General features: G+C 64.9%; 21 protein-coding genes and 1 pseudogene. 13 read left to right on the plus strand and 9 right to left on the minus strand.

The window, feature by feature from the left end:
• From ACDELDRAFT_RS26180 to ACDELDRAFT_RS06165, 9 genes and pseudogenes are all read left to right on the plus strand, one after another.
• A pseudogene (locus ACDELDRAFT_RS26180) lies at window positions 1-127 on the plus strand (thymidine phosphorylase); the annotation flags it as partial.
• Window positions 124-1,023 carry a ribose-phosphate pyrophosphokinase gene (locus ACDELDRAFT_RS06130; RefSeq protein ID WP_005794580.1) on the plus strand — a complete coding sequence of 300 codons (900 nt, stop codon included), beginning with the start codon at window positions 124-126 and terminating at the stop codon, window positions 1,021-1,023. The pseudogene ACDELDRAFT_RS26180 and the gene ACDELDRAFT_RS06130, both read left to right, overlap by 4 nt.
• Complete coding sequence (locus ACDELDRAFT_RS06135) at window positions 1,020-2,195, plus strand: S1C family serine protease (RefSeq protein WP_005794582.1); 1,176 nt, start codon at window positions 1,020-1,022, stop codon at window positions 2,193-2,195. Before ACDELDRAFT_RS06130 ends, ACDELDRAFT_RS06135 begins: the two co-directional genes overlap by 4 nt.
• A gap of 6 nt (window positions 2,196-2,201) precedes the next feature.
• The gene (locus tag ACDELDRAFT_RS06140) at window positions 2,202-2,846 is read left to right on the plus strand and encodes a YqaA family protein (protein WP_005794586.1); all 645 of its coding nucleotides are present in this window, start codon (window positions 2,202-2,204) and stop codon (window positions 2,844-2,846) included.
• A gap of 37 nt (window positions 2,847-2,883) precedes the next feature.
• Complete coding sequence (locus ACDELDRAFT_RS06145) at window positions 2,884-3,528, plus strand: DUF6629 family protein (protein ID WP_005794588.1); 645 nt, start codon at window positions 2,884-2,886, stop codon at window positions 3,526-3,528.
• The gene (locus tag ACDELDRAFT_RS06150) at window positions 3,525-4,187 is read left to right on the plus strand and encodes a class I SAM-dependent methyltransferase (protein WP_005794590.1); all 663 of its coding nucleotides are present in this window, start codon (window positions 3,525-3,527) and stop codon (window positions 4,185-4,187) included. Before ACDELDRAFT_RS06145 ends, ACDELDRAFT_RS06150 begins: the two co-directional genes overlap by 4 nt.
• Entirely contained in the window at window positions 4,184-5,203 is a 1,020-nt protein-coding gene (locus ACDELDRAFT_RS06155; protein WP_005794592.1) for a hydroxyacid dehydrogenase, read from the plus strand. The genes ACDELDRAFT_RS06150 and ACDELDRAFT_RS06155 overlap by 4 nt, the downstream gene beginning before the upstream one ends.
• A gap of 86 nt (window positions 5,204-5,289) precedes the next feature.
• The gene (locus tag ACDELDRAFT_RS06160) at window positions 5,290-6,822 is read left to right on the plus strand and encodes an ABC1 kinase family protein (protein WP_005794594.1); all 1,533 of its coding nucleotides are present in this window, start codon (window positions 5,290-5,292) and stop codon (window positions 6,820-6,822) included.
• 27 nt (window positions 6,823-6,849) lie between these two features.
• Window positions 6,850-7,893, plus strand: a complete 1,044-nt coding sequence (locus ACDELDRAFT_RS06165) for a type II glyceraldehyde-3-phosphate dehydrogenase (protein ID WP_005794597.1) — start codon at window positions 6,850-6,852, stop codon at window positions 7,891-7,893.
• Window positions 7,894-7,958: 65 nt separating this feature from the next.
• Here the strand turns inward: ACDELDRAFT_RS06165 and ACDELDRAFT_RS06170 are convergent, their stop codons facing one another.
• The 9 genes from ACDELDRAFT_RS06170 to ACDELDRAFT_RS06205 form a co-directional block, all read right to left on the minus strand.
• Window positions 7,959-9,221, minus strand: a complete 1,263-nt coding sequence (locus ACDELDRAFT_RS06170) for a hypothetical protein (RefSeq protein WP_005794599.1) — start codon at window positions 9,219-9,221, stop codon at window positions 7,959-7,961.
• A gap of 105 nt (window positions 9,222-9,326) precedes the next feature.
• Entirely contained in the window at window positions 9,327-11,747 is a 2,421-nt protein-coding gene (locus ACDELDRAFT_RS06175; protein WP_005794601.1) for a D-xylulose 5-phosphate/D-fructose 6-phosphate phosphoketolase, read from the minus strand.
• Window positions 11,748-11,853: 106 nt separating this feature from the next.
• Window positions 11,854-12,252, minus strand: coding sequence for a hypothetical protein (locus ACDELDRAFT_RS06180; protein WP_005794603.1), 399 nt, complete (start codon window positions 12,250-12,252; stop codon window positions 11,854-11,856).
• 239 nt (window positions 12,253-12,491) lie between these two features.
• Entirely contained in the window at window positions 12,492-13,847 is a 1,356-nt protein-coding gene (locus ACDELDRAFT_RS06185; RefSeq protein ID WP_005794605.1) for an SAM-dependent methyltransferase, read from the minus strand.
• A 152-nt stretch (window positions 13,848-13,999) separates the two neighbouring features.
• A complete protein-coding gene (locus ACDELDRAFT_RS23935) occupies window positions 14,000-14,452 on the minus strand; it encodes a MerR family transcriptional regulator (protein WP_005794607.1) in 453 nt (150 codons plus the stop codon).
• Window positions 14,453-14,665: 213 nt separating this feature from the next.
• Window positions 14,666-15,742: an acetate/propionate family kinase gene (locus ACDELDRAFT_RS06195; RefSeq protein WP_232504728.1), complete on the minus strand. Its 1,077-nt coding sequence runs from the start codon at window positions 15,740-15,742 to the stop codon at window positions 14,666-14,668.
• A gap of 82 nt (window positions 15,743-15,824) precedes the next feature.
• The gene (locus ACDELDRAFT_RS25340; protein ID WP_172734524.1) at window positions 15,825-16,073 is read right to left on the minus strand and encodes a hypothetical protein; all 249 of its coding nucleotides are present in this window, start codon (window positions 16,071-16,073) and stop codon (window positions 15,825-15,827) included.
• A 33-nt stretch (window positions 16,074-16,106) separates the two neighbouring features.
• Window positions 16,107-16,415 carry a flagellar hook-basal body complex protein FliE gene (gene fliE, locus ACDELDRAFT_RS06200; protein WP_005794611.1) on the minus strand — a complete coding sequence of 103 codons (309 nt, stop codon included), beginning with the start codon at window positions 16,413-16,415 and terminating at the stop codon, window positions 16,107-16,109.
• A 256-nt stretch (window positions 16,416-16,671) separates the two neighbouring features.
• Window positions 16,672-16,980, minus strand: a complete 309-nt coding sequence (locus tag ACDELDRAFT_RS06205; protein WP_005794613.1) for a hypothetical protein — start codon at window positions 16,978-16,980, stop codon at window positions 16,672-16,674.
• Window positions 16,981-17,163: 183 nt separating this feature from the next.
• Here ACDELDRAFT_RS06205 and ACDELDRAFT_RS06210 point away from each other — a divergent pair, with 183 nt between their 5' ends.
• The 4 genes from ACDELDRAFT_RS06210 to ACDELDRAFT_RS06225 are packed head-to-tail and all read left to right on the plus strand — an operon-like array spanning window position 17,164 to window position 20,871.
• Window positions 17,164-17,490 (plus strand): hypothetical protein, encoded by a 327-nt coding sequence (locus ACDELDRAFT_RS06210; protein WP_013722282.1) that lies wholly within the window; start codon window positions 17,164-17,166, stop codon window positions 17,488-17,490.
• On the plus strand, window positions 17,487-18,917 hold the full coding sequence (locus ACDELDRAFT_RS06215; RefSeq protein WP_005794617.1) for a TolC family protein: 1,431 nt from the start codon (window positions 17,487-17,489) through the stop codon (window positions 18,915-18,917). Before ACDELDRAFT_RS06210 ends, ACDELDRAFT_RS06215 begins: the two co-directional genes overlap by 4 nt.
• A gap of 16 nt (window positions 18,918-18,933) precedes the next feature.
• Window positions 18,934-20,346 (plus strand): multicopper oxidase family protein, encoded by a 1,413-nt coding sequence (locus tag ACDELDRAFT_RS06220; protein ID WP_005794621.1) that lies wholly within the window; start codon window positions 18,934-18,936, stop codon window positions 20,344-20,346.
• Between the two features lie 33 nt (window positions 20,347-20,379).
• A complete protein-coding gene (locus tag ACDELDRAFT_RS06225; RefSeq protein WP_005794622.1) occupies window positions 20,380-20,871 on the plus strand; it encodes a cupredoxin domain-containing protein in 492 nt (163 codons plus the stop codon).
• The last annotated feature ends 17 nt before the right edge of the window (window positions 20,872-20,888 follow it).

Raw genomic sequence — 20,888 nt, forward strand, 5'->3', positions numbered from 1 at the left:
TGGCGATCGCGTCGAAGCCGGACAGCCGCTGTTCACGCTGCATGCCCAGGCACCAGGCGAACTGGCCTATGCCCTGGAGTTCGTCCGCGCGCGCCCACCGATCTTCCAGATTTCAGAGAACGTATGAAACCACTTATTTTTCACCTGTCAGGCGACGAGGCCTTCGCCGAAGGCCTCGTCCGCGCGTTGCGTGCGGAGCGGGCCACCCTGCAATTGCACCGGTTTCCGGACGGCGAGTCGCTGGTGCGGCTGGACGCCGACGTGACGGGCCGCACCGTCGTGCTCATGGCCAGCCTGGCACAGCCCGACGCCAAGGCGCTGCCCCTGCTGTTCGCGGCAGACGCTGCACGCGACCTCGGTGCCACACGCGTACTGCTGGCAGCGCCCTACCTGGCGTACCTGCGCCAGGACCGGCGCTTCAACACGGGCGAAGCGATCACGTCCCGAACGTTCGCTGCGCTGGTATCGACGGTGTTCGATGGCGTCGTCACCGTCGACCCCCATCTGCACCGCTACCACTCGCTCGGCGAGATTTACCGTGTGCCCACGCGCGCCGTGCAGTCCGCGCCCGTCATCGCGGCCTGGGTCGCGGCGAACGTGGAGCGCCCAGTGCTGATCGGCCCCGACGCCGAAAGCGAGCAATGGGTCCAGGAAGTCGTGCGGGGGGCCGATGCACCGTTTACCGTGCTGCAGAAGATTCGCCGGGGCGACAAGGACGTGGAGGTCAGCCTGCCCGACACCTCGGCCTTGGCAGGCCGCCAGCCCGTGCTCATCGACGACATCGTGTCCAGCGCGCGCACGATGATCCAGGCCATCGCGAGCGTGCGCCGCGTCGGATTGCCGCCGCCGGTGTGCATCGGTGTGCATGCGCTCTTTGCCGCCGATGCCTATGACGCGCTCCTCGCGGCGGGCCCCCAGCGGGTGCTGACCTGCGACACCGTGCCGCATGCCTCCAATGGCATCAGCGTGGTGGAACCGCTGGCGGCCGCGGTTCAGGACCTGATCGAGGCCAGCGCCACATGAGCGACGACCTTGTACGCCGCCCCTCCGCGCTGCGGCGGCTCTGGCTCCTGCTGGCCCAGGCAATCGCGATCGGCGCGGGGGTCATCATCGCCTGGCGGGCCTTCGGGCCGGCGCCTTTCCCTGTGACGCCCGACGTCGTGGCGGTACAGGAGGCGCCGCATGCGGGCGCCGCTACCGGCTCGGCGCCTACCACACCGAGCGCGACCACAGCCCGCCTGGAGGCGGGGTTTCGCGCCGCCGCCGCCAAGGCGTCCGCTTCGGTTGTGAACATCTACACCCGCAAGACACCTCCGCGCAGGATGCAGAACTGGTTGCGGCCCGATGGCGGCGATGAGGACGCCGCCCAAGGCGCGTCGAGTCTTGGGTCAGGCGTCATCGTCGCGGCCCAGGGCTATATCCTCACGAACAACCATGTCGTGGAGGGCGCCGACGAGATCGCCGTGATGCTGCCAGGAGAGAAGGTTGCCGCGGCGCGCGTCGTCGGTATCGATCCGGAGTCGGACCTTGCCGTGCTGCGCGTCGAGGCCACGGGGCTGCAGCCCATCACCTTCGCTGATCCAGCATCGGTGCAGGTCGGCGACATCGTGTTGGCCGTCGGCGATCCGTTCGGGGTCGGCCAGACCGTCACGCAAGGCATTGTGAGTGCCACGGGGCGCAACCGCCTGGGCATCAACACCTTCGAGAACTTCATCCAGACCGACGCGGCGATCAACCCCGGCAATTCGGGCGGAGCGCTCGTCGATGGGAACGGCCATCTCGTCGGCATCAACACCGCCATCTACTCGCGCAGCGGCGGCTCCCAGGGGATCGGCTTCGCGATCCCGGTCAGCTTGGCACGGCAGGTGATGGAGCAGATCATTGCCACCGGCCGCGTGCGCCGGGGCTGGCTGGGGGTGAGCGCCCGAGACGTGATCCACGAGGCCACCGGTGCCACCGGGGGCGCCGCACTGGTGGCGGTGCAGCGCGGCGGGCCTGCCGATCGCGCCGGGCTGAGGCCCGGTGACACGGTGCTTGCGATCAACGGCAAGGAGATCCCGGACACCGCCGGCCTGATCGGCGAAACAGCCGCGGTCGCACCGGGCAGCAACGCCCAATTCAAGATCCTGCGCGGCCGCGAGACGGTGACCGTACAAGTCGAACTCGGGCAGCGGCCCGCGGTCCGCAAGCCCTGAGCGCCGATGACGATGCTGCACGAAACCGTCGAGACCGGCCTGCTGCGCGCGCTGACCCGCGGGGCGGAGACGCGTGCCTTTCCCCTCATCGTGGCGGCCGTGGCCATGGCCACCACGCTGTCGATGACGATTCCGTTCGGAACGTTGCTCGTCGCTGCCGTGCTACTCGCCCCGCGGCGCTGGCGGAGCATCGCCGCGACCTCCAGCATCGGCGCGGCCATTGGCGCACTGGTCCTCTATCTCGTGTTTCATCACTTGGGCTGGAACCGTTTCTTCGTCGCCTACCCCGACGTGGTGCGATCGACGGCCTGGCGTGACGCCACGTCCTGGCTCGGCGGGTACGGCGTGCCCGCGCTGCTGGTCATTGCAGCGCTCCCGGTACCGCTGACGCCTGCCCTCATGTTCGCGGCAATCTCCCGGCTGCCGGTGGCCGAGGTTCTTCTGGCGCTCTGGTTGGGCAAGCTGGTGAAGTACACGCTCTATGCGTGGCTTGCATCTGCTTTCCCATCGCCCTGGATCCGCAGGGTCCAGGACCGGACGGCGACCCTGCACGCCGCGCTGAGCCGCGCCCAGGCGCTCGATCCGGGTTCGCAGCATCGAGCCGCACCGGGAACATCTCCGCCAGGACCGACAGATCGGCCACAGCCATGAACGCCATGACGCCCACATTCAAGAGGAAATGACAGCGATGTGTTTTTCTGCACCAGCCAGTTTCACGGCAGCCGCGGTACTTCTGGGGACGGGGATCGTCACCGTGCGCCGGGTCCGCGCGTGGCGCGAAGTGCCTTACGCGGCCATCCCGTTGCTCTTTGGGATTCAGCAGCTACTCGAAGGCATGTTGTGGCTGACATTCCCCGACCGCGCGCCCTTGCTGAAGGTGGTGCTGACGCATCTTTATTCGTTCTTCTCGCACGTCCTGTGGCCGATCTACGTGCCGCTGGCCGCCCTGGCGCTGGAGACCGTTCCGTGGCGCCGTCGGGTTCTCGCGGGCATCGCGCTCGCAGGCGCGCTCGTCGGGGTGTACCTTTTGGTGATGCTGGTGCGACTGCCCATCACCGCGCGCGTGGTCGGCCAGCACATCTTCTACGACTCCCCGCACTTCTACGTCCTGACCACGATGGCCTTGTACCTGATCGGCACCTGCGCAGGTCTGATGGTCTCCAGCCACCGGCGCGTAGCGGCTTTCGGAAATGCGGCCTTCGTGTCCGCGGTCGCCGCCTATTTTTTTTATGCGACCTGGTTCATCTCGGTGTGGTGCTTCTTCGCCGGCGTCCTCAGCATCATCGTGCTGTGGCAGTTCCGTGAACCCCGAGCGAGGCTCGCCGTGCAATGACGGATCGTCCGGCCGGCTTCAGGCCCGCACTTGCCCACCACGTGCTCACGCCCCTGTACGACCGGGTGGTGGTGCTGACCACGCGCGAGCAAGCGTTCAAGCCGGCCCTCGTGGCGCAGGCGTCGATCCAGCATGGCCACGACGTATCGGACGCCGGATGCGGAACGGGGACGCTCGCCCTCCTTGCGGCCACCGCGTGCCCGCAGGCCCGTGTCACCGGGGTGGATGCCGACCCCGCCATCCTGTCGCTGGCCCGCCGGAAGGCGGCGAGCGTGGCGGCGCCGATCCGATTCGACGAAGGCCTGTCGACATACCTGCCTTACGGCGATGGCTCGTTCGATCGGGTCGTGTCGAGCGTCTTCTTCCGTCACCTGGCGCACGCGGACAAACTGAAAGCGGCCCGCCAGATGCATCGCGTTCTGCGCGTTGGCGTTCAACTGCACTTCGCGGACCGGGAGCGCTCGCGCCGACCGATCAGCCGTACGGCGTTCTTCGCCGTTCAACTGCTCGATGGCTTCGAGACCACGCGCGACGCGGTCGCCGGTCACTTGCCGTCGGTGCTCGCGCAAGCAGGGTTTGCGCAGGTTGCCGAGACACGGCAATTCGTTGCCATCTTCCACATCCTGTCCCTGTACAGCGCCATCAAGGTTGCGCCATGACCGAGGACCATCGTCTTAGTGTTCTGTTCACCGACTTCGCACCAACGGACCAAGTGGCGATGCAGCAATGGCTTCCGGCCCACTGGCACGCGCACTTCGTCCAGCGCGAGCACCTGGTGGCGTCCGACACCGAAGATGGGGCGATCGAGGTCCTTTGCGTGTTCGTGCGCACGCGGGTGGACGAATCGGTGCTTCGCATGCTGCCGCGCTTGCGGCTCGTCGCCACCCGCTCCGCGGGCTTCGACCACATTGACCTGGAGGCGTGTCGCAAACGCGGCATTGCCGTCTGCCATGTGCCGGACTACGGGTCGGCCAGCGTCGCCGAGCACGCCTTCGCACTGTTGCTGGGCGTGACACGCCATCTGACGCAGGCCCACGAGCGGGCGCGCCAGGGCTCGTTCGCCTACCGCGGACTCACCGGCTTCGAGCTGGAAGGCAGGACGCTGGGCATCGTCGGCCTGGGCCGCATCGGACGCCACGTGGCGCGCATCGCCGTGGGGTTCGGCATGGACGTTCTCGCCTACGACCCCGCCTTCGCTGCTTCGGCTGCGTGCCCCGCTGGCGTGTCCCTCGTGACATGGGAGCAGGTCCTGCAAGACAGCGACATCCTGAGCCTGCATGTTCCGGCCACCCAGGCCACGCGCCACCTCCTCGACGCCCGGGCCTTCGTGCGCATGAAGCCTGGCGTGGTAGTGATCAATACGGCACGAGGAGCGCTGATCGACGAGGCCGCCTTGCTGCGCGCGCTGGACGACGGCAGTGTCGCAGCCGCCGGCCTGGACGTGCTGGAACAAGAAGGCGCGCTGTCTCCCGAGGTGCCCACGGGCTGCGGGGGGCTCGGTTGCGATACCGGCTGGATGGCGTCCAGCCCGCTGCTGACCCATCCGCGCGTGCTCGTGACTCCCCACGTCGGCTTCAACACGACAGAGGCGATCGCGCGCATCTTCGACGAGACCGTCTCGAACATCGCAGCCTGGCATGCGGGCCGGCTGCGCAACAGGGTGGATGAGCCGTGATGCGCCCTGACCGCTCCGTTTCTGGCGCGCGCCTTCCGGGCCGTCCACCGCAACGCTCGGCGCTGCGCCGGGCGACGCAGATCGCAATGGCGCTGACCGGGTTCCTGCTCTGGGTGGCCTGGCACCGGGGACTCATGCGCTGCGACACGCACCGGGCGGCCGATCGCTTTGCCCAAGTGCTGCAGCGATTGGGAACGACCTTCGTGAAGCTGGGCCAGCACCTCAGCCTGCGGGCGGACGTCCTGCCTCTCGATGCGCAACGGGCCCTGGCCAGCCTGCAGGCGCATGTGGCCCCGTTTTCTTCGGAACAGGCTGTCCAGGAGGTCGAGGCGGCCCTGGGCCGCCCTTGGCAAGAGGTCTTCGCACGCTTCGACATGCAGGCGCTGGCCGCGGCCTCGATCGCGCAGATCCATCGTGCGGCGCTACCCGAAGGGACGGAGGTCGTGGTGAAGATCCGCCGCCCTGGTGCGGCCGAGCAAGCCGAGACCGACATGCGCATCCTGCGCCGGCTGGTCCTGACCATCCAGTGGTTCGTCCCCTCGCTGCGCCGCTGGGGTCTGGCGGCCATCGTGGACGAGGTTGCGGCGAACTTCCGCTACGAAATGGACCTGTCCCGGGAGGCGAGTTCCGTGCGACGTTTCGCCGACGCCTGGCGAGATTCTCCCGACATCGTGCTGCCCGACGTGGTGGACGGGCTGTGCACATCGACGGTGATGGTCCAGCAGTTCAGCCGCGGGGCCCACCTGCACGGTCTGCCGCCTGCCATGGGCGCGGCCGCTGCGGGCAAGCTCGTGGACAGCTACATCGTGCAGATCTTCCGCGATGGCTTCTTCCATGGCGATCCACACCCCGGCAACGTCTTCGTGATGGACGATGGCCGCATTTGCCTGCACGATTTCGGCATCGTGGGCCGGGTCGACCGCAGCATGCGGCGCGCTTTGGTGGCGTTCGCGCTGGCCTTCGTCGAGCAGGATGCCGACTGGGTGGTCGACGCCTGGCTGGACTTGGGACTGGTCGGCGAGGGCACGGATAGGGCCGTCTTCGTGCCCGTGGTGCGCACGCTGGTCGCGGACTGCGCAGAGCACCCGCTGAAAGACTGGTCGCTTTCCGATGCGCTCGCGCAGCTCGTGGCGGCCGGCCGGACCCAGGATGTCCGGCTTCCCAGAGACCTGCTGGTACTCACCCGCACACTGCTGCTGCTCGAAGGGACGGTACGCCTGCTCGCGCCGGACTTCTCCATCATCGAGGCCATCTCGCGCCACACGGCAACCGGCATATTCGATGAGCGCAAATCCGCGGCGTCACAACGTCTGCCCTACGAGCTGGGAAATGCAGCCAACGCGCTGCCCACGCTGCTGGCGCGGCGCCTGCACAGCGTACTGCGGCAGCGTGAGTTGCTGCAACTGTCGATCAAGCCCGACGTCCGGATGCTGAGCGGTATCGACCGCCTCGGCCGCCGCATCGCCCTCGCGCTCGTGACGCTGGGCCTGTACATCGCGTCAAGCTTGCTGATGCAGCACGCCGTAGGCCCTCGCTGGGGCGACATGCCGGTGCTCGCGCTGCTGGGCTATGCGCTGGCGATCCGGTTCACGTTTTTCATTGCGCGCAGCCGTGGCTGACGCGTCTCATCAAGTCAGGAGCAAGGAATGAACAAGGTCAGAGTGGCGGTGAACGGGTACGGTGTGATCGGCAAGCGGGTGGCAGACGCGGTCGCGCTCCAGGAGGACATGGCACTTGCCGGCGTCGCAGACGTGGTGCACGACTATCGACTACAGGTCGCCGCGCAGCGCGGCTTCGCCATCCACGCGGCAACCTTTGAAGCTGAAGGAGCGATGCGCGCCGCAGGTCTTGCTTTGGCGGGCAATCTGGCAGAACTGCTCGCGAAGGCCGATGTCGTGGTCGACTGCACGCCCAAGAAAGTCGCTGCGGTCAACAAAGAGGTGTACGCCGCGGCCGGCGTGAAGTCGATCTTCCACGGTGGTGAGTCTCATGCGCTGACGGGGCACTCATTCGTCGCGCAAGCGAACTATGCGTCGGCCATCGGCCGCGAGTCCACTCGCGTGGTCTCCTGCAACACCACGTCCATCGTGCGAACGCTGGGGGCGCTGCGGACGGCCGGCCTGCTCAAGCGTGCACGCGGCACGCTCATCCGCCGCGCATCCGACCCCTGGGAAGCGCATGCTGAGGGCATCATTAACACCCTCGTGCCGGAGAAGGCGATCCCCAGCCACCAGGGACCGGACGCGAGGACCGTGATCCCGGACCTGGATGTGGTAACGATCGCGGTCAAGGCGTCCCACAACAGCAGTCACCTGCACACCTGGTGGGTCGAACTGACGAGGCCGGCAACGCGCGACGAGGTGCTGGCGGCCTTCCGTGCGGCACCACGGATCGCGTTCGTGCGTTCCTCGGATGGCCTCGTGGCACTCAACAGTACGGTGGAGCTGATGTCCGATCTTGGCCGCCCGCGCGGCGACATGTGGGAGGTCGCCCTGTGGGAGGACGTCCTCGCGGTAGATGGCGACCAAGCGTACTACACCTACCAGGTCTTCAACCAGGCGATCGTGATTCCCGAAACCATCGATGCGATCCGCGCGCTGAGCGGCATCGAGTCCGATCCGTCAGCGTCAATCGCTCGGACGGATGCCGCACTCGGCTTGCGGCACGACTTCATCCACGACCGCGACTAGGCGTCGATTCACGCTTGGGCGGTACATTCTGCCGCTGGTGCCGCTGGTGCCTCGACGACCGTGCATCACAGCAGGTGCGATATCTCGTTCAACGGCTTTAGGCCTGAGCCGAATCTGCCGATCGCATCGCGATGCGCGCCAAGCTCGCTGTAGGGGAGGTAGCGAATTCCCAGCTCCGCCACCCGCGTGAATGCCGGCCGACGCAACTGGCTGCGGACATCCTCGCGGCGAGCGTCCGGCGCCACCAGGAACATCGATACGCCCGCTCCCAGTTCCGTTCCCAAGGCCAGGTCGAGCATGCGCACGATGCCGGAATAGATCGAGGTCGAGTGCTCGACCTCGAAGGCAGCGGCGACCTTCGAGCCGTCGGCCTCCACCCAAATGACGTCGATCAGGCGAACAGAGTCCAGACCGGCCCGGGCCTGCGCGGGGAGCTGCGTCAGACAGCCGTCTCCAAGGCGACCTCCCTGATAACTGCGCCCCTGATCGTTGGACGCAATCCAGACACCGTAGCCGAGCGACTTGCCCAGGTCGCGCAGCCATCCCTGAATTTCGGTGTGGGTCGCGTCGCTCTCGCGCTCCGCGGCCCAGCGTTTGTGGGCCGCGGCCGATTCCTCGCGCACCTTTTCGAGATCGGCCTCCCAGCCCTGGAGGGCGGCCGCATCGTCATCGCGCGGTGGCGCCGCGTACCGGCCCGAGCCGATGTCGAACAGCAGCCCAGCCAGTGCCCCCATGTCGTTCGACAACGCGTTGCGGTGCTGGGCATTGAGGCGAAGGCCGCCTTCGCGCATCGAGAGGTAGTGCTCCCACTTGCCGAGCTTGACGCTGCTGCCCGTGACCGCGTTGTAGCCCTTCACGATCGCGGTGTTGAACGGCATCACGATCGTGGGGTGAACGAAGTACAGGAGATTCGCCACGGCGGGGCCCAGACCCTTGATCTGACGAGCGTCGATCCGCCGTATTGCTTCGATCACTTCCTCTGCGCTGTTGCAGCAGTCGCAGGTGTGCAACAACCGGGCAAAGGCCTGTTGGTTGGTCGCGTTCTCGTAGATGTCGGGAATGCGCAGCTTGGGCTTCCACAGGAATGCATGGTCTGCCCCCTTGAAGATCTGGCGCTGCTCTGCCACCGAGCCGACCACCGTTTCGAGCGAGGAACCGCGGAATGCGCTACCGAAGGTGCCCGCATCGATGTCCTTGACCACCTGCGCCAGGCCGCGGCGAATCGAGCGGAAGTTCTTCAGCCGTTCTTCCCAAAGGAACCAGGTGTTGTAGGTGCTCAGCGGATCGGCTTTCCAGTGACCGATGAGAGTTTCAAGCGCGTGGGACATGGTCTCGATAAATGGGCGGGCACAGGGTTCCAATTGGACCACGGCCTCGTACCGATCGGCGCCGGAAACGACGTTATTCTTGTCCCTATGGGGAGAACAGGGGAATCATGCCGAGACCATCACCGCCCGCGGGTCGCCGTGGCCTCCCACCGCGGCCAACTCCTCGGCGGTCAATATGCTCGCGGGATCGACGCCGAGCGCCTGCGCTGCCTCGGTCGCGACGTGCGCCCACGTGCAGCGGTTCGCGAACAGCATGCCGGCAACGTCGAGCGTCCCACCGCGCGCCTGGTAGCCCAGTGCACGGGTCTGCCGAGGCCCTGTATCGATGCGGCGCAACAGGCCCAGCGTCGGCTCCGGCCGCATGTGCGAGACGATGACGCGCACCGCAGCGGTGTCCGGGAACAGCGAGCGCAATGCCGCGTCGCCCGCCACGAAAGCCCGCTCGCGCTCGTCGCGTGGCAGCCGGAAGCGGCCCGGCTCGATGACGCAGGTGACTGCCGTCCGATGCCCGGCGTCGTCCAGCCGCCGCGCCGCGAGCAGCGCCTGCTGTAGCTGGTACGCACCGATGGCGACCAGCAAGACATCGGGTGCGTCGCAGGGCTTCACCACGCAGGCACCCTCATCGGCCAGACGCTGGGCCTGTTCGCCGCTCAGTTGGCTGGCCATGGCCCGCTTTGGAACGACCAGTGTCCAGAACTGGCCATGCGAGGTGTAGGCGGCTCGCAGCGCCGCGACGGCACTGTTGGCATCCACCGGGAACAACACACGTGCGGTGTCGGACATCTCGCCCAGCAGCGCTTCGGCCAGTGTCGGGTCCTGATGGGACTGCTCGTTTTTGCCGTTCTCCCAGGTGTGGGATGTCGCCACCGTCACTACCGACAGCCAGCCCGGAGGCATGCCGGCCTCCGCCTGGTGGCGCGCGAACAGGATTTCCTGCCGCAGTGCACCCAGCATCTTCACGGCAAAGGCCTCGTAAGAAACAACGAGGTTGATGCCGCCCTTGTTACCCAGCGCCGCACTGACCACAGCCTCTTCGTTGAGGGCCGTGATCACGGCACCATCCACGGCTTCAGCCAAGCCCGGTTCGGGCGTGAAGACGCGGTGTTTGAGCAGGTCCAAGGTCTGGCCCATGCGGTTGCTGCGCAGCTCGTCGGGATTGCCGACGCGCGGGCGCAGTTGAGTATTGGCCTTGATGATTGCGGCGAAGGCCCCGTCGAGCGCGCCCATCGGCGAGACATCGTTGTCGTGCCACTGCGGCTCCGGAAGCCTCGGCGCTGCGACCTGGCGATGCGCTAGGGCATGGTCCCGCTCAAGGGGACGGCGCTGCACCTCATGCCTGCAGAGCAGGGCCACCGCTTGGTCGATTTCACCCGGCGGTACAAACAACGCGCGCGCGCCCTCGTTGAACTGCTGCCGTGCTGACGGGTCGAGACGGGGATTGCCCGCCAGCGGCAGGTTGTGCGCGGCGTTGGTTCCGGCACCGGGAAAACCGAATCCTTTGGGCGCTTCGGCGATGGTGTAGTGAAGTGGCACCGGGTACTGAACGGTTCCACGCGAAACCCCCGTAGCGCAGGCCGCCAGCCGTTCCTCCATCGCGTGGATGGCCCAGGCGAATGCGGCGGGGTCGGTGCCGTCGATCTCCATAGGGTCGAAGCCGTTCAGGCGCAGATGCTGCTGGAACCATTCGAGGCCGCCCTGCTGCTGCATGGTGCTGCGCTGCTCAATGCGACGGCCGTTGAGGATCATGAACGGAGCCACGAATCCACTGTCCTCGGCGCGCCACCAGCGCGGCGCCCAGTCGCTGCCGCGCTGCTCCTCGAATGCACCGTCGCTGAGGAACACCACCAGCCGTTCGCCGGGCAGGGGCATGTGCACGTACTGCAGTTCGGCAAAGCCGAGATAGCCCCCCTCGGACAGGCCGCCTGCCGTGTTCGGGCCGACGTGGCTGCCCAGCGGCGAGGCCGGGCGCCCCTGCGCGTCGATCGCGTAGCTGTAGAAGTCCCGAGCGAAGCGCGTAAGGCCGTTCTCGCTTCGGTCGTACCGCTCGGCGTGGCGCGGCGTCATGTTGCCAACAAGCAGGTTGCAGGCGTCGATGCCCGCCACGCAATGGCCTTGACCCATCAGCCAGCCGCGTGTCAGGCCGCTGAGCGCGTTCGCGGCAAGGTAGCCGACATAGGCCGGCACGATGTTCAGTGATCCGCCGGTGTGGCCTTCAGGCGTCTCCTTGTAGTCCTCGGCCGCCATTTCCCGGCCGTCGGTATAGACCCGATCGGCATAGGTCATGTGAACCGTTAGCCACATCCCGGCCACGGCCAATCGGTCTGCGGCCCACAGCGTGCGGTAGATCGCGGATGTGTCGCTCGCCTTGCCTTCGGCGACCAGCACCTGTGCGAGGTCGTGGATTCGCAGCTGCGTGAGGTCGTTGTGGGCGATGGGGCCATGCCCGCGCGCCCAGCGCGCGAACTCGGGATCGAATTCGCGGAACAGTCGCACCCGCTCGGCGACCCAGGGGAGGTTGTGATTCATTTTGAAGGTCCTTGGAACCGACCCGCAATGACGAGCGTCGGTGGGGTTGGGAACGCCGGCGTCTCGGATCGCCGGCGCAGAAACGAATGGCATGGCGCTGGGCACGTCAGACCTGCCTCGCATATAGCACCACGGCCACGGCCCACAGCAAGGCAGGCAGCAATAGCACCCAGCGGAAGTCCGAGTGGAGGACGAAGTCCATCGCACTCATCAGCCCGACCGTCACAAGCCCGGAGAACGCGACGGCCCAGCCGGTACCGCCTTGCCGCTCGCGCATGGCCATGCGCGCCAGGTGGACGATCAGTACGCACGCGCCCGTCATGAAGCCGCCCATCACCGTGAACACGATTCGCCGCCATGCCTCCAGACCGGGTGCCAATCCACGAAGCCGATCCAGCGGCACGCTGATGAAGCGCGGATCCTCGGGCAGCAGCGCCGGCCGCAGGAACACGAAGTAGGCGCCCAGCCTGACGAGCCAGACGCCGCAGGCCATGAACAGCGACATGGAGGTGCGCGGCGCCTGCGTGCGCAGAGGTGCCACCGCGCTGTGTCGGCGGGCGTCTCGGCGTGCTTGTCGGCGGCTCACGGCGTACCATCGCTGCGGCGACCGCGTCACTGCGACCACGCGAAGCCGAACTGCGGATAGGGCGAACGCGGGTCTGCTGACCGTCCACCTCCACGCCCTCACATTGACCTGCATCGGACAGAAGAATACAACTCGCGCAACCCGGTCAGCGGGCCTGCTCATTTTTCGCGCACCGTCATTGGCTTTGATGGGGTAGTACCCGAGTAAAGATCGCGGCGCGTCAAAGGAACGGGCCATCTTCCGTCGTCTCGTTTGGACGCTACGATCTGGTAGATCCCTGTGCCGCCCGCCTCGAATTCCAGCGCGCAAGCCGCCATGTACAGGCGCCAGACGCGGAAGGTCACCTCATCGACTTCCTGCAGGGCCTCCTCTCGGCGCGCTTCGAGTCGCTGAACCCAATGACGCAACGTCAGCGCGTAGTGTGATCGAAGACCTTCGACATCATGGATTTCGAAGCCGGACCGCTCCATCCCGAGCTGGATGTTGCTGACGCAGTCCAATTCGCCGTCAGGGAAGACATAGCGGTTGATGAAATCGGTCGCGACAGTTCGGTTCCAGCCCTCTTCGTCATGGGTGATTCCATGGTTGAGAAAGAGCCCGCCCGGCCGCAAAACACGCTGCACCACGGCGTAGTAGGCCGGCAGATGAGCGAGGCCCACATGCTCGAACATGCCGATGCTGGACACCTTGTCGAATACGGCAGTGCCATCGAGGTCGCGGTAGTCGCGCAGCTCAACCGTGACGAGGTCCTGCAAGCCTTCTGATCGGATGCGCTCGCGCGCGTATTCGAGCTGCTGCTGGCTGAGAGTGATGCCGTACGCGCGCACGCCATGTTCTCGTGCCGCCCAGCACACGAGTGCGCCCCAGCCGCAGCCGATGTCGAGCAGACGTTCGCCCGGCTGCAGCCGCAGCTTGCGGCAGATGTGCTCCAGCTTGTTGCGCTGCGCCTGGTCCAGCGTGTCGTCCGGCGTCTCGAAGTAGGCGCAGGAATAGACTCTCTCGGCATCGAGCCAGAGACCATAGAACACGTTTGAAACGTCGTAGTGGAATGAAATTGCTGCTCGGTCGGTTTGGCGCGAATGTCGATGGGAGAAGCGGCGCGCAACGCGCGAGGCCAGACTACGCGATGGTTTCAAACCATCCTGGTCAGACACGCGCAGTATCAGAGCGTCGCGCAACAGGGCCAGCTTGTCGCGCCAGGAGAGCGAGAACTTCTCGAAGTGCGCCTTGAGCCCAAGCGCGGTGTACAGGTCCCCTTCGATGTCGATGGTGCCGCGGAAGTAGGCCTCCGCCAGCAGCAGAGGATCCGGCCGCAGGACAAGGCGTCGAAGCAGACCCGGGTCGCGGATGATCAGGGTGTACTCTGGATGCGCCTCGAACTCGTGCAGGAGCACATCGCCCAGACGCAACGCCGGCTGGCGCTCGATGCCGGCCAGCAACCGGCGCAGGATGCGCAGCGCGGCGGCATTCATGTCTGGTGACGGGGATTGCGCAAGTGTCTTGGAATGGTTCATCTGGGGCACCTCAGTTGCTCGCGTGCAGCGCAAGCTGCGATGTAGCAGACGACTCTTTTTCGCGCCGGCACGATCGACATGACCAACGCCACTTTTTTGCATGTCCGTAGAGCCTCATGATGTCTGGGACTATCAAAATCGATCAAAGTCGGTCATGCGCGTACACGACTAGACTTCGCTCGCACAGATTTGCGCTGAACGTCCGCTGCCGCTCCTTCGATCAGACTGCAGACGGAATGGCCATCCGGTACTCCGTCAGGGAGTCGCGTCCAGTCGCGGTCTGCCTGCTGCATGCGCAGATGCAGCTCCGTCGCTTCCTTCAGTCGTCGAGCCTGTTCGTCAAGCCGCTCGCTCAGCAGCGCCCGAGCGCGCGGACAAGGAGATGTTCCGCGTTGACTCATCTCAACGAACTCCGCGGCGTCCTTGAGCGTGAAGCCGAGCGCCAATGCGTTGCGGATGAACCGCACCCGCGCCACGCTGCGCTCGGAGAACGCGCGATAGCCGTTCGCGCCGCGACCATCCGGCACCAGGAGGCCAACCCGCAGGTAATGGCGCAGCGTGTCTGGGGTCACACCTGCCTCCCGGGCGCATTCAATGAGTTGCATCACCGTTCTCCAGCGGGGTAGTCTCGCGTCGAAACGCATGGCAAGAGTTTGAACCCAGGTGCCGCACATAGGTCAAGAGCGTGGGTGTTTGAGCGGCTGTGATCCCATTGTCCGTGCGCTTTCGGAAGTACAACCGGCAGAACACGGTGACAGGGGTTGACCGGCTTGTGGGCGACGCTGAGAGCGGGGCTGTTGCTGACCACGGTGCTCTCCCTATTCATCGATTTCGTGTTCGGCACTTAGCGCACCATTCAAAACCCTGGCAGTCTCGTGCGCGATCACCCACTGTTCGCGCGCACGCACGGCCAGCACCGCGACCGAGGACCGTGACGCCTGAAGCTGGGAGACTTCGGATGCCGGACTGAAGGCGCGATTGCGCTCCTCGTCCAGATGCAGGCCAAGGAATTCCAGGCCGTCCAGAATGCGGCAACGCAGCGTCGGGGAGTTTTCCCCTGCTACGCCCGTGAAAGCCACCGCATCGCAGCCGCCCATCGCCGCGGCGTAGGCACCGATGTACTTGCGCACGCGGTAGGCATGGACCTGCAACGCCATTTGGGCAGCAGCATGACCATCCCGCGCGCGACTCTCGATCTCGCGCAGGTCCGAGCCCACACCCGACAACGCCTTCAGTCCACTGTCGCTGTAAAGCGCCGCTTCGATTTGCACCAGTGACAAGCCCAGGGTACGCGCGACATAGCCTGGCACGCCGGGGTCGAGGTCCCCGCTGCGTGTGCCCATCACCAGACCTTCCAGGGCCGTCATCCCCATCGAGGTGTCGACAGAGCGGCCACGGTCGATCGCGCAGACACTTGCCCCATTGCCGATGTGGCAGCTCACGATGCGCAGTTCGGATGGAGGCCGCATCAACGCGGAACTGACAGCCGCCAGCACGCTCTGGTGCGACAGGCCATGAAACCCGAATCGCCGCACCCCAACTGCGCGCCATGACTGCGGAACGGCATAGCATGAGGCGTGTTCTGGCATGCCGGCATGAAAAGCGGTGTCGAAGACCGCCACGTGGCGCACGCCTGGCCAACGCTCGCGCGCGATGCGGATGCCGGCCAGTGCAACGGGGTTGTGCTGCGGCGCCAGCGCAGCAGCCTGGTCGATCTCGTGCTCGACTTTCGCGTCCACGAAAGCCGCCTCGCGCAAGAAGGGGCCACCGTGTGCGACACGGTGGCCGATGGCATTGAGCGACGTCACGCCGGAACTTCGTACTTGCTGCTTGATCTCGTCAAACGCCGCGGCATCAACTGCGGGATGGTCGATCGTCGACTCGATCACGGGCATGGCCGATGCCGGGTCGAAAACCCCGAACTTGAGGGTCGCACTGCCGGCGTTGATGGCTAGGATGTGCATGTCTTGGTCGCCGTCAGTGCACATCGACGTCGCGACTTCCGGCCTCGGCAGTATGAGCCAGCCAGTACAACAGGACAACACACAGTGCGAGCAGCGCATGGAGCCACCAGCCCAGTTCATGGGCTCGGTGCTCCAACACCCCGGTACTAAAACGGCTCTTCAGGCGGTCAGCAGTTAAAGCTGGAGGGGCCTTTGTCAAAAAGGCTCCAACTCCAGCTTGTTCGCCACGTGAGCCGGCGATTTCAGCAACGAGTGCGCTCATTACCTGCATTTTTACTGCTTCGCCTTCGGCGCATCAGACCTGCATGTTCATTACATCGGTGTAAGCCTGAACAATTCGGTTTCGGCTCTGCAGCGTGGCCTGAAATGCAATGTTCGACTTGACTCCTGCAAGCATCGTTTCTTCAAGACTGACAGTAGGGTTGCCGAACGTGACCTCGCGGCTCAGGCGCCCAGATTCACTTTGCAATTGGCTCGTGGTCGCTAACGCTTGCTTCATCGCGTCCAAAAATCCACCGTCCTGAACTATGGGTGCTTTGGACACCAACTTGTCCACCGGAATGACTGGCAGTAGTGCGCCAAGCGGGTTTGTGATGACGTTCATGGTGTGTCCATTGTCGAACTGACGGAGGTTATGAGGGGCCCTTTTTTGCGGGAGAAATAGACCAGCGATCGATACGAAATAGTAAGTTTCGCCAGCCGATCAAGAAGCCCTGCAACTGGTGCGTAAGCCGTTCAATTGCACGGCTATGGATAACAGAAACGTCATCTTGCCGACATTGCCGTGAGTTGCCGGTACGCGCAGTGGTGTGCACCGCAAAGCATGAAGGTTGGCAGGAACCACGCAAAGGGAGCGTGGTCTACGGCAGTTGCGAAATCTCGAACACCAGTTTGGTGCTGGAGCCATAGCGGCTCATGGACGCGTGGTTCTGCTCCAGTTGGCTGTCGGGCAGATAACGGATCGGCAGCTCTGACAACCGGGAGCGCAGTGGAAGCGGCCACGGACGCGAGAAGCGCAGATGCGACGCTACGGGCTTGATGCCCTGCGCGCATGGCGCTCCAGCGTCAACTGGCGCGGCCCCTGGTGGAACCTCGGGGCCAGGCACATGGTCGCCGCACTGCCGCCCAAATACTTCACAGGCGTGGGGCTTGTATCGGTAGTTGACCATCCACCAACACCTCCAGCGTTTCACTTGAACCGCCGTAGGCGGAACCGCACGTACGGTGGTGTAAGAGGGGTGAGGGGTTACCCCTCACCCCGCTCGATCATGACAAAGATGTAATGAAGCCGTTATGCCTTTGACAGCTAGTCGTTTGCACAATGACATACGTCAAAAATGCATCACAAATCCATGAACAATCTCTGGCTTTCACGACCTACCTCAAGCCTCTGGCTGGGCGCCGCACTAATGGTGCCATCCCTGGCATTTGCACAGATGCCAGAGGTCGAAACCGCGAAGGTGGGCTACCTGCTCTCGTACCGATCAGCCCTCTCGGGTTACGAGGCCTACAAGGAGCAGTCCGTCCAGCCCTGGAAGGCGGCGAACGACAAGGTGGGTGAAATCGGCGGCTGGCGCGCCTATGCGAAAGAAATCAAGTCCGGCGAGCCCGGGTCCGCCAAGGACGCTGCTCCCGTCAGCGATCCGCATTCTGGCCATCACGGGGGAGAAAAACCATGATGCGTTTGCGTGCCACTCACGCCAAACTCGCTCTATCTGCACTCGGACTGGCGGTGCTGACCGGCTGTGCCAGCGTCAGCCTGGAGCAGAACATCGGCCGTGTCAACGAAGAAGCTGGTAGCTTCACCGATGGGAAACTCGCCCTGGCTCGTACCCAGGAGGAGCGCGACCAGCGAGCGCAGGCCGCTCAAACCTTGCTGGCGGAGACCCTAAATCAGAAAGATGCCGTCCAGTTGGCCTTGGTGAACAGTCCGTCCCTGCAGACCCTGCTGGCACAGGGTTGGGGAGAGTCAGCGGACGCCGCGCAGGTAGGCCGGATTGCCAATCCCATCTTCAGTTTTGAGCGCATGACGGCCGGCACCGAGCTGGACTTAGGGCGTGCGCTCTCCTTTGGCCTGTTGGATCTGCTGACCTTGCCGTCCCGCTATGGCGTCGCCACCCGGAGAATCGAGCAGTCTCAGCTGCGTTTGACCAGCGACGTGGTGGACCAGGTAACGCGCGTGCGCCAGGCCTGGGTGCGCGCCGTAGCGGCGCAGCAATCGCTCAAGTATGCCAAGCAGGTCTATGACAGTGCAGAGGCCGGAGCCGAACTGGCCAAACGCATGCAGAGCGTGGGTAACTTCAACCGCATCACCCGCGCACGCGAGCAGGCTTTTTATGCCGATGCCGCCACCCGCCTGAGCACGGCCCAGCACCAGGTCACGGCCAGCCGGGAAGAACTGGTACGTTTGCTGGGGCTGGATGAAAGCCAGGCGCAGGCGCTCAAGCTTCCGGAACGTCTACCTGATCTCCCCATGCAAGCACTGGATCCGCAGGCGGTTGGCTCGCTCGCTACCAAGGCACGCCTGGACATCCGCCTGGCGCAGACCGCGCTGGATGGCGCGGCCAAGGCCCAAGGCCTGAACATGGTGACCAGCTTCACCGATATCGAGCTCACTGGGCGTCGCAACACGACATTTGACAATGCCGAGGGCACCCGCTCCACCGCACGCGGCTGGGAAATCGATGTGCGCCTACCCCTCTTTGACTGGGGCGGAATGCAGCGCGATGCGATGAACGCTCGAACGCTGGCGGCCGCCAACCAGCTTGAAGGCACGGTGCGTTCCGCGGGCTCCAGCCTGCGCGAAAGCTATTCGGCCTATCGAACGGCCTACGACGTGGCGCGGCACTACCGCGACGAAGTGGTTCCGGTGCGCAAGGTGATCGCGGAGGAGAACCAGCTTCGCTACAACGGCATGCTGATCAGCGCGTTCGAACTGCTGGCCGATGCGCGCGATCAGGTCGGTGCCGTCACGGCGGCCTTGGACTCACAGCAGCAGTTCTGGCTGGCCGATGCCGCATTGCAGGCATCCGTAATCGGACGCCCCACCAACACCACCTTGTCGGTCACCACCAGCGCTTCCAGCGACGCGGGTGCCGGTCACTGATGCAGAGACGATTGCCATGACATCCAGAAGAGATTTTTTCAAGTTCGCCGGTATTGCTGGCGGCGCCGTTGCGGCCGGCGCGGTGAGCCGTGTCGCCATGGCGGCCTTGCCCGAGCCCGTCATTCAGACCAGCCCGAACACCATGGCCCCGCTGATGCCCAATTCGGGACGACCGTACAACCCAGTGGTGACGCTCAACGGCTGGACGCTGCCCTGGCGCATGAATCAGGGCATCAAGGAGTTCCACCTGGTCGCCGAACCGGTGGTTCGCGAAGTGGCACCAGGGATGAAGGCCCACCTGTGGGGCTACAACGGACAGAGCCCCGGCCCGACCATCGAGGTCGTCGAGGGCGACCGTGTGCGCATCTTCGTGACCAATAGGCTGCCCGAGCACACCAGTGTTCACTGGCACGGCCAGCGCCTGCCCAGCGGCATGGATGGAGTGACCGGTCTGACGCAGCCGGCGATTCCGTCCGGCAAGACCTTTGTCTACGAGTTCGTGGCGCGCCGCCCGGGCACCTTCATGTACCACCCGCACGGCGACGAGATGGTGCAAATGGCCATGGGCATGATGGGCTTCTGGGTCACGCACCCGAAAGCTAGGCACCCGCTGATCGACGAGGTGCAACGGGACTTTTGCTTCCTGCTCAGTGCATATGACATTGAGCCCGGGGCCGCTACACCCAAGGTCGCGGAGATGACGAACTTCAACCTGTGGACCTGGAACAGCCGTGTCTTTCCTGGTATCGACTCTCTGAACGTGCGTCTCAACGACAAGGTGCGCATCCGCATGGGCAACCTCACCATGACCAATCACCCGATGCACGTGCATGGCCACGAATTCGTGGTCACTGGCACCGATGGCGGCCCGACGCCCAAAAGCACGCGCTGGCATGAAGTAACCACCGACGTGGCCGTGGGGCAAATGCGCCAGATCGAATTCGTCGCCGACGAGGAGGGCGACTGGGCCTTCCACTGCCACAAGAGCCACCACACCATGAACGCAATGGGGCACGACATTCCCACCATGATTGGCGTGGATCACAGCGGCCTTGCCAAGAAAGTCAACAAGCTGATCCCGGACTACATGGTCATGGGCGAGCGCGGCATGGCCGACATGACGGAGATGGAAATGCCGATTCCCGACAACACCATCCCGATGATGACCGGGCAGGGGCCGTTCGGCTCGGTGGAGATGGGTGGCATGTTCAGCGTGCTCAAGGTGCGCCGCGACCAGAAGCCGGGCGACTACAAGGATCCGGGCTGGTACAAGCATCCCGCAGGCACGGTGGCGCATGAGTACACCGGCCCCATGGCCGAGCCCGCACGCTTCAGCGCCGAGGGCGGCCAGTCCATGCCGCGTGTGCGCAAGCCAGCAACGCCGACCGAAGTCAAGGTGCGCAAGCCCACTTCGCATGGCGAGCATTGAGGTTTCCCTTCAGTTATCAACGAGAGTCCATCCATGAAATTCACGCGATCCACTATTTCTCAATTCTTCGCTATGGCTGCACTGGCCACGTCGGGGGTAGCCTTCGCTAGCGGCACCCATGCAGGTGGTCACGGTGACGGGGGTGAAACAGCCATTGGCAAACCCGGCGTTGACGCCAAGGCCGGTCGCATCGTTACCATCGAAATGAGCGACAACATGCGTTACACGCCGTCGAACATTCAGGTCAAACAGGGCGAAACCGTGCGCTTCGTTGTCAAGAACGTCGGCCAGGTCAAGCACGAACTCAGCCTGGGCACCGAGAAGGAATTGCTCGAGCATCTGGAGCAGATGAAGAAGTTCCCGGACATGGAGCACGACGAACCCGGCAAGGTCACGCTCGCACCGGGCAAGCAGGGTGAAATCGTCTGGCAGTTCACCAAGGCGGGCGCCGTGAACTTTGCCTGCCTGATGCCTGGCCACTATGAGGCCGGCATGAAGGGCGCCATCCAGGTAGGCCGCAAGTGATGGTCTGAAGCGCCCAC

Source organism: Acidovorax delafieldii 2AN, assembly GCF_000175235.1.
GTDB classification, from domain to species: Bacteria; Pseudomonadota; Gammaproteobacteria; order Burkholderiales; family Burkholderiaceae_C; genus Acidovorax; species Acidovorax delafieldii_B.